The sequence below is a fragment of the Sphingobacterium sp. LZ7M1 genome (assembly GCF_024296865.1).
In the GTDB taxonomy this organism is placed as follows: Bacteria; Bacteroidota; Bacteroidia; order Sphingobacteriales; family Sphingobacteriaceae; genus Sphingobacterium.
On record NZ_CP101134.1, the window covers coordinates 1870202 to 1883386 of the forward strand.

Sequence of the window (13185 nt, forward strand, 5' to 3'; positions counted from 1 at the left end):
CAGCATAAAGTCTATTTTCCTGTTTTCCAATGTGGACTGTCAACTGGTTTGGATTCTGGTGAGCCTTTTTGACGAAGAAAAATTGTTAATATAACTATTGAAGCAACCGATAGAAATTCGCTTTGCCAATTCTGAAAAGTTTCGAACCAAAAAGTGGGTTCAGTCAAATAATCACTTATCGATATGGAGGGCTTACCTTCAAGTGCATTCTCCTCCATTTTCCCCTTATAACTGCCGAATAAATGTAATCCCCAAGATGCTATAAAAAGAATCAAAAACGCAATAGAAAGTGAGTGTTTGTATATTAAGAGTCTCCATCCGCCACTTTTCACTGGCGCTGGAGCGCCTGGTCTGTAAATGGGTTCCCGATCTACCTCTTCTTTTTTGTCTATTTCCTTTGATTCAGCTGATCCAACTTGGCGAAGGAAAATAGTAAGTATAACATAAAGCGCCATCTGAAGGAATTCGCTTTGAAAATTTTCAAATGTCGCTGATATAAAATGGCCAGAAAATAAATAATCACCAAATAAAAGTTCCTTCCCATGTTTTTGATATTCACTAACACTTTCCTTCCAACCAAAGTAAATCTGACCAATCAGGGCCAACAAGAACAAAGAAATAAAAACGATTAATAATGAATTCCTGTAAAAAAAACTTCTATTTGCTTTCATTTACATTATTAGATATATATAAGGAACATTTAGATCAATAATTGGTTTAGGCAACTTTTATTTTTTGATAAGCTGGCTGGTTAATGGTATAAAAAAATCCCCTCGGATAGGGAGGGGATTAAAACTCAACAAATATATTCAACATTAGATTTTATTAAGATAAAGCTTGAATTTCCCTTTTACTACATCAAATCCCTCGTCTTCCGCAAACGATGGAATCGTGAATTCAAAAGTGCCTTCAATATCCTCAGCTCCATTTTCTTTCTTTGTTATTTTGGTAAAATAGACCTTACCATCACCAAAAATGTATTGAGAATAATCTAAGTATGGATTATATCTAATAAATGAAAGGTTCTCCCTTTCATTAATTGATATATAATCGTCCATTTTATTAATTATCTGTTTCCCTGGGAGTGATCTGATAACATACTCATGGTTCAGAAGGATCTCCTTACCGACAGGAATCTTTACAAAGATAGTATGTATGGGAGATTCTTTTGAACCTTTCTTTTTCAAGGAAGCATGTAATGTAATATACCTAACTCCATTTGCATATTGGGGCAGGTTATGATAATTATAATCAAATTTTGGCCCACTGCGATAGTTCAAGTCAAATGCCCTTCCTTGTTGAATAAAGGTTTCTCCATTATAAGCTATTTCGACATACCTATCATCTGGCAGGGGATTTCCTTCTTTGTCGCAGCTATTGAAAAAAATGGTTGATAGTAATAATAGAAAAAGTGTAAAGGTGGTGAATGCTTTATTTTTCATTTTAGATCTGGTTTCTGGATGAAACGAAACCTTTATCTTGAATGCTACATAGTAAAACTGTTTTTTTTTTAAATTACAATAAAAAAAAACTCTATTCCCATTAAAGAAAGGTGAGAAACAAAAAAAATTCGGCGTAGAGGGTTATATTGTAGAGGGTTATATTTCTGTATTGTCTTTGATTCAATGATTTTTTGTCATCCACTTTATCAACATAGACCGGAAGGCTAATTTTCTTAATTGATATTAGGAATCAATTTTATCTAAAGATTCAAACTGTAGGAAATAAAAACAGGCCCACCATGTCGAAGAAACGAAGGCTCCGGATAAAGGTGCGTTATTCGTCAACAAAATAGGTTGGCCTTTGGGATAGTCCTGATCGCTTGGTGGTCCCTTGGTATCGGAATGAAGGGGTCAAGGTCAGGGGGAAATGGTCTAAAGTGACGTTATCCACACACATGTTCATCAGAAGTCTCCAATCAGGTGGGCGCGACCGTCAAGGGAAGATTGGCAGAAAAGAGCTCTATGCGCCACGATTATGAGGATGAGATCTACACCGACCGAATATCGCAGATCTTACAACAGCTTGGACAGGTTGGATTAAATCTGGAAGAAATTGACCTATCAGTGGGAATACGGATTCTTGAACAATAATATCATACTTACAACACAAGGCTGATCAAAGGCATAAACGATGCATTTGTTTCCTAGGGATGGTTCAACGATTTTGTGCATTGGCACAGGTAGCTGACAGCTACGGCAGGCATCCAGATATTAGAGCATCTCTAGCCGCTAATTTTCGGTACTGTAGGAGGCAGCAAGGCTCGGTCTGCCGGATTATGGGTAGCTCTGGAATATGATTGGATCAGGAAGATTACCAGAACGGTGAGGGAGGGTGTCATAGATGGCAAATTATATCTAATGGCTTATTATGGCGATGTTTTCATAAATATTAGATTAGCTGGTGTTGGCAAAAATTCCTTTACTGCACGATCAAGCAACCATTGCCCTTAATATTGACCTGAGAGGTATTCCAGTGTATAAATTGCTCTGAATGAGGCCGATTTGATCCATCTAAGTAACAGTCAATTTATTGTTGACATGTCTTTCTTGGTAGGGTAAAATGGCTACAATCCCGTTGTCCTTTCTCTAGCCACATCTCCGGTTATAAAAATTTCAGCACGCCTGGCAAAGTCTCAAATGTTTTCCGGGTGGTCCCTTCAAACTTACCAACTAAAGCTTTCCTGTTCACCTGGTATTTTTCCGACAAATGACCGTGTATAAAGCGACCCATATTTTAAGGACGTCATTTGACTTCATCGGATTGATCGGGAAAAGAATTGGTTTGGTCATTAAATGGGGAGCAACTATTTTGATAAGGGTATAAAAAAGCCCCTCAACTATGAGTGGTTGAGGGGTGCACTTATTAACCGAGAAACGACATGCGTGGTGCCGTTAAAGCAATAAAGGTAATAAATTAAAATTACCAAGCACCTATTTTGGAAGGGGCTGATATAAAAATATGATGGTGCGGGAACATGAAACAAAAAGCCCAGCATCATAAGTCACTGGGCATATCGCTAATTGTTTAGATTCTTAAAAATCCGCCCCAAAATAATAAAATATTATAAAAAGTCCAACATATAGACTGCTGGGCTCGGAATACGAAATCCTTCTAATTGGGATAGATTGGTGTAATGAAGTTACAAATTAAAAACAAAAGTCCAGTAACAGGAATTACTGGGCTACCTAAATTAAACCTTATGAAGGGTTTGCATGCCTGAAGATTAAAGATAGGGATTAAATATAAGAAACCCAACGGCATCCTGCCGCTGGGTTAAAAATCACGCCCCGGGAAGTACCCTGAATGGGCAAAAATAACAAAAATAAATATGGTTCAGAGTATAGATAAAGACAAAAAACCCAATGGATTTCCCCTATCCATTGGGCATGTCTTATCAATAAACTATCTATGATTGATTTAAAGTTAAGCAAAAGATCTTAAAAATAATAAACCCAATAACGAATTCGTCATTGGGTATACTATCTATGAAAACATCCTACTTTGGGGAAGTAGAATATAAGTTCTTAAATATAGAGAATAAAAAATAAAAAGCCCAATAGCTACTATCTATTGGGCCAAATAGTTATAATTTATAAAGCTGAGGAAATAAATATAAAATTAATTAGTGGAAAAATGAAATCAGGTGAAAAGGAAATAAAATGGAAGGAGAGAATTAATGATCTGCTACGAATAATGGGAGCCAATCCAGATCTGATAGAAACATAAGAGTTCTATTTTCCAACTGCATTGAAAGACTTCAAAGTTCGCGGTTTCTGTGGATTGGCAAAGATTATTCACTAACCTTCCTCTTAGCAGTGAGGAAGCGTGTTAAATGCGGAACGAACGTACTACGGGACAGGTTCAATAAAACAGCTAATTACACAAGAATGGTGAATTAACGTTGCGAAATGACAATTGCCCAAATGGAGAAGGTCCGATTATGAATGGCAATAATTTAGGGTAAAATGTTTTACAAGTTTAACTACTAAAAATATATAGCAATTATAAACCATGATAGGAACAGCATGGATAAATAGAAGGGATAAAATCACTAGAAAAGTTTTTCTCACGAGGAACCAGTAATTTTAACCAGCTTTTTTTTAAGAAAATACCAATTGTAAAAAAAAGCAGCGAATGTTAGAAAACTACTGCAGCATTGAACGAGAATTACCACCCTAACCCTAATACATGAAATTCCAATACACACAAAATATCCCCGGACAAATGACCGGTCCGGGGAAAGATACTATCCCAATTAAAAACCGATTATTGGGATTATTTAGCTATTTATGCATTTTACTTAACAACCAATATAAGAAAAGGTTTTTAAATAGTTTACTTTTATGGTGGTTCTCTGGACTTAGGTGGAGGCCATGTAAATCTCAGGCATATAAAATACCTAAGATTGGGTATATCCCGATTTAGGAACTTTTTCTAAATTCGTCCCAAAACCAATTTTATGAAATTAATTAGAATCACCTGCATGGTTGTTTTTACAGTATTGATAGCCATGTTTTTCTCCTGTGAACCAGAGGACAATGAATCCGATATCGAGCCAGCTGCAAGAGCAAATGGAAGATATATCCATACCCAAACGGGACTTATTATAGATATGCATTATGATATTGGTTTAAAATGGGGCTATGTGGAAATAGACGAGGTCGGCACTGCATTTCCTCCTGGCGCAAAGGGATTTCATGTTGTAGCAGACGTCAAATATATGGGGGAGAATCTATGGCAAGGTGAAAACTTCATGTATGTTCCGGGAAGGAATCCCGAATGGAGTTCCAATGGATTTGTTAGAATTTGGAGAGAAAAAGGAAATGGTTTGAGGATCGGTACTCAATTTTATGATAAATTGGAATAAAAATTAGAAAGACGTGGTAAGCTATATCCTACAATAAAAAGTAGATTTTTTATTTTAATTAGTTGCAATAATATGAATGATTTTGAAAAATCGTAGTTATAGCATGCTTCAAAGGGCATAGAATACTCCCAGTGGAGTGTTCTCTAATTAAGACGGCTAAGTTCAATGTGTGCGGTATATGTTAAGGGATGCGGTACGGCTCTGTGCTAAATGGTTGGATATAGGCAATAAATGAAGCCAGTAAATACTTGCTTAGCTGAAAGGATACCAAGGGAACTCAAAACAAAAACCTAATATTAGATTAGGATACAAGAAATCTTTTATTAGATGCCTTAATTGAAAAGTCAATAAGAGACCAAATATGTAATTTTTCATTTTCTCTAATTCTGGGATCTCCAAATCTCTGCTGGATATTCTTTAGGGCTTAACACAAATTCCTGTTTGATTTTCTTTCGTTATTTCCTGTACGACAGGGCTTAATCTGTACTTAATCCAAATTAACTTGTTTTTTGCAAAAATATATTCTCCCCCACATTTAAGATCATCTAGATCAACATTGTATTTTAAATCTCCTTTATATTCCTGGATCAGTAAAGAAGGTTCATTTTCTTAACCTCCTCTACTATCATTCCCTATGAAGTTTTGCATAATTGAGAAAATAAGGAAAGGGAAAAGAGAAGTATCACAATATTGAAATCGATTTTCATTACTTCGAAAATTTGGTTTTACAAATCATTAAATAAAAAAGCCTAAGGATATGATTGACTTTTTGGTACCTTAACATTCTTAATCGACTCAATAATTGGTTCGATATATATAAGATCCTGATCATTACGGGTGTCCAATTTAAATGCAACCTTCTCCGGTATATAAGTTAATCTGTTCTCATCAATATCCAAAATAACTGCAAGCCTCATTCTAGTTTCACTTACACTAAATGTTTCACCATTGATGACAAATGTTTCCATTTCGTTAAATGTTTCATCTTTCTTACATGAACTTAAGCCTAGCAAAAGCAACATGAGTAAATACATGAGTTTTTTCATAAATTAAAACCAGTTAAGACCTTAAAATTAGAAATAAATACAACAGATTTAATTTAAACCTATTTTTTTTTTTTTTTTTCAAATGATACCAATATCGTAGGTGGTTGTCGTGTAATTTTTTAATGTAATTTTGTCCATTCACCTTGAAATGTTTGAATATTAGTCATGCAATTGCCCCAAAGCTTTCACAATTTCTTTAGATAGGCATTCTGGTGAATTTTAATATACCCAAAAGGGTTGCCAAGATCTAAACCGGAACCATGAACTAGGCATGATTTCGATATGCCATAATCCAAAACCTTCAAAAATCAGGTTTAAGTATTATGGAAGTAACAATTCTGATCAGGTTTTTCCCATCCTTTATTTTAAGTTTCTTTAAACCAAAAACATGGAAAACGTTTTCAGCGATTTTCAGCTCTTTGTCTCGCTTAATAATTATACTTCCATAAAAATATTCTATTTCTAAATAGATTCCTTAAATTTAAGTTCTCTACCTAAAGAATTGATTATGAATCCCTCAGAAATCATATCCAAATTGAAAGAACTTCAAGCAAGGGGAGAACACATGGTCTCCATATCGGAATTGTTGGACTTTATTCAGCGGCGAAATGAAGAGCTGCTGTATGGAGTAGACCTTTTTAATGAACAGTTTTCCTTAGACCCACAATTAGTAACCCTTTTAAATGACCATGGAATAAATACGGTAGGTGATTTATGCAGTAAATCCATAACCGATCTATTGAGAATAAAATCTTTTGGTAAAAGGAGGGGCTACCAAATCTATGATTTTCTGAGGCAGTTTAATCTAAAATTGGCTCCCTGAAAAAATCTTCATTATGGAAAAGAAATTAACATCATTATGTTCAAAAAAAGATCACGATTCAGGCGAGGATAAACAATTGAGAAGCTCATCTCAAATCCCGGTTTCCTATATCGCATTAAAATGGACTTTCTTCGGTCAATATTGACACATCTTTACATCCAATTATTTCTTAACCAATAAATAGGCCAGGGAAGGGCTATCGGAAATGCGCCTCATTTCATGGAATGCCAAATCTTCGATATCCTTCTTTATCTGATTGAAGTTTGTGATTACCTGCTCAGTGGTTAGCTGGCGAACGATTGGTATCTTTTTATAATCTTTAATCTCCTTTTCCAATAAATGATGATCATTGATTATGGAACAATGAAATGCTTTGAGCATTATCTTGCTTTTTGGATTGTCGGCAACCATGCCCACAAACTCACCGGAACTCAGCGAAGAGATTTTAGATGCCGGAATAGCATATTCGAGCTGCTTGGAACGACTGATCGAAGTGTCGGCACTGTTCAGCGAATAGCTTTCCCTGTCCTGCAATATCTTTCCGAAACGCTCGGAAAGCTGTTTTGCCGTATCTCCATTTACCTGCCCGGACAACACGTTTCCAGATATGTTCATGATCACGTCGGACTGCTCACGGCCATAATCCTTGCGCAGTTGACTTAGATCCTGAATGGCGATGCTGGTGGAGACTAAATTGTCGCGGGCCGTTGCGATCAGACTATCGATATTATTGAGGTATATTGTTGGAAACTCATCAAAGATCAAGCTTGACTTGATCTTTCCTTTCTGATTGACCAATTTGACCAATCGGTTGATGTACAGGGAAAGCACGGCTCCATAGATCTGAATTTTCTGGGGATTGTTACCCATGGTCACTAATTTAGGCTCCTGCGGGTTATTGATGTCCAAAGTAAAGTCATTTCCCGAAAGGATGTAATATAATTGGGGGGAGGAGAGCCTTGCCAAAGCAATCTTGGCCGATGCAATCTGTCCTTCGAGTTGTTCCATGGCATCATTAAGGTAAGCGTTGATGAAGGGATTGACGAGTACCTCGATTTCCCTATCGGCGCGCAGAAGTGAAAATAAGGAGTCGTAATCTAACTGCAACAGTTCAATGGCATGGGGAAGCGTACAAAATTCCCCCTGTCGATACCGCCGTAAATACCAAATGATGGCCGTCAGGAAATTGATGGGCGACTCGACAAAAAAATCTCCCTGGCGCTTTATCCATTCCCGGTTCAGTCCCAAAAGAATTGTCCGAGCACTTTCCGCTGCATCAGTAATGTCGATCATGGAGCTAGGATCAAGGGGATTGCAACGACTCGACCGGCTCAGGTCATCGAAATTGATGCTGTAAAATTTTAAGGGACTTGCGTTAGTTCTGCAATACTTCAAGTAATGATTATAGGCAATGGTCGTCAAATCATCAAACTTGAAATCATAAATGAACATCGAAAATCCTTTTTGAATATGCTGGCTGATAATATGCCGAATGATGAAATAGGACTTACCTGAACCTGGACTTCCCAGAACCAATATCCCTCGGAATGGATTAATGATGTTGACCCAACTTTTGCGCACCTTATTCTTTAATAGGTAGGTCGCCGGCAGGTTAATGGAATATTCATTTTCCAGGAGTTCTTCATGCTGTGGAAAGGTTTCATTTTCCCTGTTAAAAATGTCGGATTGGACTATTTTAGCAGAAATTACCCTAGTCATCCAAGTACCGCCCATTAGAAAGGTCAAAAAGCCGCAGCTTGCCAGCAACATATATCCATATAACCGAAGCTCATAAGTAAGCGGTATTTGGAAAGCTACATCGCTAAAGAAATATAATAATAACCCGATTAATATATAGGCAATGGGTTTTTGATATGTGATTTTTTCATCTTTTTTTCCTTTTGCACCCATCAAGGAAATCAATAAAAATCCCAGTGCGAGCATCTTCGAGGTCAGCATGCTGCTGAAAAGACCGGTCCTATGCAGCATCAGCATGATGCTATCGGTGAACGCATGTTGCCAACCTAACTCCCTAAACCAATTGTATCCTTTCGCATAGAAGTGAATCAGGAGCAGTCCGATTGCTATCCAACGTGTGAGGTCGACTATCTTTCGAAGTGCCTGTTCATTTTCTCCGGTCTGTAGTGCCATGCTCGGTCATTTAATTTATCTATTGCTCATTTATTATACAACTATTAAATCATCCCTTCTCAAACCATCAATACTGGATTTTTCGCTTCTTCTTTTTCCTACGTTTCTTAAAGGTATGGGGAATGTAATCTGCGGAATCTGGGAAATTGAAAAGTGTTTCAAAAGGGTTCTTAGCTATCGAAACAACCTTCATCGTAATTCCAGGCCTACCATTAACCTTATTTGGATCGGATCGAGCTGGGGCAATATTCAACCTAACGAAAGGACGGTCCTGGTGCTTTATGGAATTCTTCTCAAGGGCTGGATCAGCCAATCGTGCTAATATAGCCTTGGCACTGTATTGCTTGCCAAGCTCGCTTCCATTGAATACGCACTTGTTCTTGTGATCTACATAGGTAATGCCATAAACAACCCCACTGGCGTTTTCTCGGAGCACCACATGAATGGCCTGTCGTTTAAGTCTTTCCTTAAATTCCTCGATATCCTTAAATTGCCCCAGCATGGCCTTATCGATGGAGTATATTATCCGTTCCTTGTGCTGCTTTCGATATGATTGCTTTTGCTCAAAGCGACCCTGTAAATTCTTTAATGTGGGTCTGCTGAATAAATCACTAGCCTTGATTGGGACGCCAACCTTATTACCATGCTCATCCATTAGACGATACAGCAAACCCTTGTTGGTAAAGATCCTAGACCGTTCGCTTCCTCGGTCTGCTAGCACATTGAACTGTCGAAGAATGGCATTCAACTGATGGAGATTACTAAAGCTGTAGGAATTCAGTACCTCCTCCAATACATGCTGAATGGCTGCTCGGGTCTCACTCCGTCCATATTGCACCTTGGCGAGATCAATACCTTTGGGAATATGCGACAACTTCTGCGTACTTTGACCTGCTTTGACCAAATTGAATTCCCGCTCAATCAAAGACCTGATCTTTTCGGATTGGTTGCGGCCCATGTTGTGCATGTCGATGCGACTTCCATCTGAGCGTACCTTGATACTTACTATATGAATATGAGGATGTGCAGCATCAAAGTGCCGGTAAATGAGAAAGGGCTGATCCGAAAAACCGATCCCTTCCATATAACGTTTAGCGATCTCGATCAACCTATCATCAGATAGATCCTTTTCGGTCGGATCAAAGTTCAAGGAAATGTGAACGCTATTGCGCATAACCTTACTGTTTAAAGCAGCTTGTTGCAAGAGCCTATTCAACCGCATGGAGGCATTCATCTGGTGCGCCTCCATCGGATAATTTATAGCGGAGAGGCACCTTGCCACTCCAAGCTCAATTTTGTTTTCATTGTACAAAAATATCCGGCGGATGGAACTTCCAGTCTTGATCACTGCAACCATGTTTCCCCCATCTTTTGAATGAGCAATTTAATCTCCGCTAGTTTATTGGAAAGTAACCTAGCCTGGAGCTGATGATTCAGGATCCAAGGCTTCATATCTGATTGAGGAGAGAAGGTATGCAGCTTCTTTACCGACTGATTGAGATTGATTCCAATGGCATTGAGTTCATTACGAAGCTGAATGAGCAGGGTCATGCTCTCGTCCAAGGACTTATTGCGATAAGACCTTATAATTGGCTTGCCTAACAAAACCGAACGAGCATATTCACTCAGTTTTCTACAGGTTGAACCTCGCCACTGCTGCTCCAATTTATGGAATTCAGAAACTGTTAACCGAACACCAACGATTCTGCTTCTATTTTGATTTTTTCTATCCATTACATTCCCTTTCTGCACAATTCCATCAAAACACCTAAATCCACAAAACCACGAGTTTCGAGTCAAGTTTATTATTGCGGTTGTTTAACAACCGGACATCTTGCCGATTGCAAAAGATACAGCAATCTCTTTGAGTAAATCTAAAACATATATTTTAGAAAAGAATTACCTCAATAAAATTTGAAGATGATTATTCTGAAAAAATACCCTGACAGAGAATAGAAAAAAGTTAATATGATTATTTAATTCAGATTTTAGTTCGTAGGGGAATAGTACCTAATAGACAATAATCTCTTTATCAGTTTTTTACCAACATTCGCTTTCCAGACTCACCGAATCACTCACTGGTTTGATATATGTTTTAGCTGCAATTAATATTACATAAATATAGGAATTTTTCTTAATTCATTGATCCCATTTTCCGCAATAAAATCGGAATTGACATTTTTAAGAACGAATTACAGAAAAATCTACTATCTAAGCCAACACACTTTGTTTCAGCTATTATCCATCGAGCGATTAAATTAAATAAAGGTTTCGTAAATTTATCGAATGATAAAAATTGGATAACGGCTATCAATCTGATAAGAATTCAAGCAGATAACTGTATGAGACTAACTGCACTTAGTTTAGTTACCGATAGACTAGATCTATATAACCGAATTATTAATGGCGAATCTTCAAGAAATATAAAGGATAGCCACGGGAATAAAATGACAGACTACTACCTATCAACTGTTCTGGACAAAAGGTATCCAGGATTTAGATTAAAATATGAAAATTCAAGTGGGTTTATTCATTTTTCAAATGAACATATTGATTTCAATACAGATTTCACAAGATCTGATAATGAATTTGTTATGTCAGTTAGGTTTGCTGAGACTACAGAATTTTCAATTCAGAATAGGGTTGACTATGCTTATAACATGTTTTATTTAGGGAAAAATTTGTATTCAATTTTAAATGGTTATAAGCTTCACATGATCGAATTTATGTGCAATATCAAACACGATATATAAATTTTTAGTGTTAGCATTTGCGTTATAGGGCAATTATTTCCTTAATAATCATTGGAATTCTGCAGATTTAAAGCAGAAAATAGCTCAAAGTGAATAGTAAAGGCAATCTTTCTTAAAATATTGTAATCAGTGATCTAACTAGTATAGAATCTAAAAAAAAGATTTTTTTATTTTGCTGCTGAAAACCATTTTTTAAGTAGTTGTGAGGGATTTTTTAAATTGTATTCGTGAATAAGAGAATCGTAAAGTCCCATGTCCTCTTGCCACCCTTTTTTCAAAAGGTATTCAAAGTTTTCATTATAATCCACTGTGGATACGTTTAAATCAGCATTCCCATTATACCGATTAATCATGTTTACATTGTACGCAATAAGGTCCACGTTATCGTCATTCAGATCACGCATACAAACAAACCTTTTGTCGCTGATACGCTTAATTAAATTTGAGTACATTTTAATAGTTTCTTAAAAAAAATAAAAGCCATTGATAATAAAGTAGTTAAAAACATTCTTTATCACCATCTACTACAGGGTTTAAGATAATTAAAAATTACTTTCCCGTATTCCTTAATATAGATATATTTAACATAAAATGTTTTTATGAACTTTATAGCAGACGATCTAAAATGGACTAAGAACGTTACTAGAGATAAAGGAAAAGCACTAGCATATTCTGAATTTCAAGTTGGTGATACTTTCTACCTCAATTATCCTATTGAAAAAAATAGAATGGGCATATCAAGTGCTAAAAAACCAGTGGTTAATGATTTAATTCTATTAGTTCAAAGTATCAATAGTACGAGCATTGGTATGCCTGGAACATATCTTTCACATATTGTCGCACCTATTGACGACATTGTTATATTTGATGAAACAGATGGGCACCCTGTAAAAAGATTAGTAACCGTTGTTGCTTGTGATACACCATGGGTTTCGAAGCCGAAATACCTGAATTTCCAAGAACCAAATCGAGGATGGACCTGCGATATTGACCTTATCAAACCGAATAAAGGTACAGATATGGTATTACCAGTCAGAGAAAAACAAGAGTTATTATTAGGTTTATTTAAAGAGAAAGATTTAGGTTTAAAAAACATTACAACCATCATAGAACATCCTGGCTGGGATACTGAAAATACTGCGATAGAAGGTGAAGAAAGATATCTTTTAAAAAAACATAAGTACTACGAAAGGGATCAAAGAATAATCAGAAAGAAAAGGAAGAAGCAGAATCATTTGGAAAGCTAACATGTGATGTTTGTTCTGTGAATTTTAGCGATTTATACGGAATTCATGGAAAGGGTTTTATAGAGTGTCATCATATATTTCCAATCGCTAAACATGGAAAAAGAACAACTACCCTTGATGATTTGGCTTTAGTTTGTTCGAACTGTCATCGGATGTTGCATCGAAAAAATATAGATAGCGGATTTTACACAATAGAAGAATTGAAGTCATTGGTGGCTATTCGTCGTAACAATGTTGAAAATCTTTGAACAATCAATGAAATGATATTTATATAATCTTTCTCACAAAACAAAGA

At 36.5% G+C, this 13185-nt stretch carries 14 protein-coding genes; 7 read left to right on the forward strand and 7 right to left on the reverse strand.

Annotated features, from left to right (window positions below; genetic code table 11):
* Positions 1 to 11: 11 nt before the first annotated feature.
* Positions 12 to 671 (reverse strand): DUF6766 family protein, encoded by a 660-nt coding sequence (locus NMK93_RS07925; RefSeq protein ID WP_254529291.1) that lies wholly within the window; start codon positions 669 to 671, stop codon positions 12 to 14.
* A 144-nt stretch (positions 672 to 815) separates the two neighbouring features.
* On the reverse strand, positions 816 to 1442 hold the full coding sequence (locus NMK93_RS07930; RefSeq protein ID WP_254529294.1) for a hypothetical protein: 627 nt from the start codon (positions 1440 to 1442) through the stop codon (positions 816 to 818).
* Between the two features lie 522 nt (positions 1443 to 1964).
* On the opposite strand from NMK93_RS07930, the gene NMK93_RS19715 reads away from it, so the two are divergent.
* Both NMK93_RS19715 and NMK93_RS07935 read left to right on the forward strand, forming a co-directional pair.
* Positions 1965 to 2093, forward strand: coding sequence for a hypothetical protein (locus NMK93_RS19715; RefSeq protein ID WP_302328339.1), 129 nt, complete (start codon positions 1965 to 1967; stop codon positions 2091 to 2093).
* Positions 2094 to 4462: 2369 nt separating this feature from the next.
* Complete coding sequence (locus NMK93_RS07935) at positions 4463 to 4870, forward strand: hypothetical protein (RefSeq protein ID WP_185211806.1); 408 nt, start codon at positions 4463 to 4465, stop codon at positions 4868 to 4870.
* A 749-nt stretch (positions 4871 to 5619) separates the two neighbouring features.
* On the opposite strand, the gene NMK93_RS07940 is transcribed toward NMK93_RS07935, so the two are convergent.
* Positions 5620 to 5916, reverse strand: coding sequence for a hypothetical protein (locus NMK93_RS07940; RefSeq protein WP_254529299.1), 297 nt, complete (start codon positions 5914 to 5916; stop codon positions 5620 to 5622).
* Between the two features lie 508 nt (positions 5917 to 6424).
* On the opposite strand from NMK93_RS07940, the gene NMK93_RS07945 reads away from it, so the two are divergent.
* On the forward strand, positions 6425 to 6739 hold the full coding sequence (locus tag NMK93_RS07945) for a helix-hairpin-helix domain-containing protein (RefSeq protein ID WP_254529301.1): 315 nt from the start codon (positions 6425 to 6427) through the stop codon (positions 6737 to 6739).
* Between the two features lie 13 nt (positions 6740 to 6752).
* Positions 6753 to 6884 carry a hypothetical protein gene (locus tag NMK93_RS19720; protein ID WP_261771997.1) on the forward strand — a complete coding sequence of 44 codons (132 nt, stop codon included), beginning with the start codon at positions 6753 to 6755 and terminating at the stop codon, positions 6882 to 6884.
* Between the two features lie 17 nt (positions 6885 to 6901).
* Here NMK93_RS19720 and mobC read toward each other — a convergent pair whose 3' ends face one another.
* The 3 genes from mobC to NMK93_RS07960 all read right to left on the reverse strand — a co-directional run bounded on the left by mobC (position 6902) and on the right by NMK93_RS07960 (position 10624).
* Entirely contained in the window at positions 6902 to 8890 is a 1989-nt protein-coding gene (mobC, locus tag NMK93_RS07950) for a conjugal transfer protein MobC (protein ID WP_254529304.1), read from the reverse strand.
* Positions 8891 to 8957: 67 nt separating this feature from the next.
* Positions 8958 to 10247: a relaxase/mobilization nuclease domain-containing protein gene (locus NMK93_RS07955; protein WP_254529306.1), complete on the reverse strand. Its 1290-nt coding sequence runs from the start codon at positions 10245 to 10247 to the stop codon at positions 8958 to 8960.
* Positions 10235 to 10624, reverse strand: a complete 390-nt coding sequence (locus NMK93_RS07960) for a plasmid mobilization relaxosome protein MobC (protein ID WP_254529308.1) — start codon at positions 10622 to 10624, stop codon at positions 10235 to 10237. The genes NMK93_RS07955 and NMK93_RS07960 overlap by 13 nt, the downstream gene beginning before the upstream one ends.
* A 608-nt stretch (positions 10625 to 11232) precedes the next feature.
* Here NMK93_RS07960 and NMK93_RS07965 point away from each other — a divergent pair.
* Positions 11233 to 11643: a hypothetical protein gene (locus NMK93_RS07965; protein WP_254529310.1), complete on the forward strand. Its 411-nt coding sequence runs from the start codon at positions 11233 to 11235 to the stop codon at positions 11641 to 11643.
* 167 nt (positions 11644 to 11810) lie between these two features.
* Here NMK93_RS07965 and NMK93_RS07970 read toward each other — a convergent pair whose 3' ends face one another.
* Complete coding sequence (locus NMK93_RS07970; protein WP_185217787.1) at positions 11811 to 12047, reverse strand: hypothetical protein; 237 nt, start codon at positions 12045 to 12047, stop codon at positions 11811 to 11813.
* 195 nt (positions 12048 to 12242) lie between these two features.
* Here NMK93_RS07970 and NMK93_RS07975 point away from each other — a divergent pair, with 195 nt between their 5' ends.
* A complete protein-coding gene (locus NMK93_RS07975; protein ID WP_185217788.1) occupies positions 12243 to 12890 on the forward strand; it encodes a hypothetical protein in 648 nt (215 codons plus the stop codon).
* A gap of 17 nt (positions 12891 to 12907) precedes the next feature.
* On the forward strand, positions 12908 to 13138 hold the full coding sequence (locus NMK93_RS19800; protein ID WP_368041474.1) for an HNH endonuclease: 231 nt from the start codon (positions 12908 to 12910) through the stop codon (positions 13136 to 13138).
* The last annotated feature ends 47 nt before the right edge of the window (positions 13139 to 13185 follow it).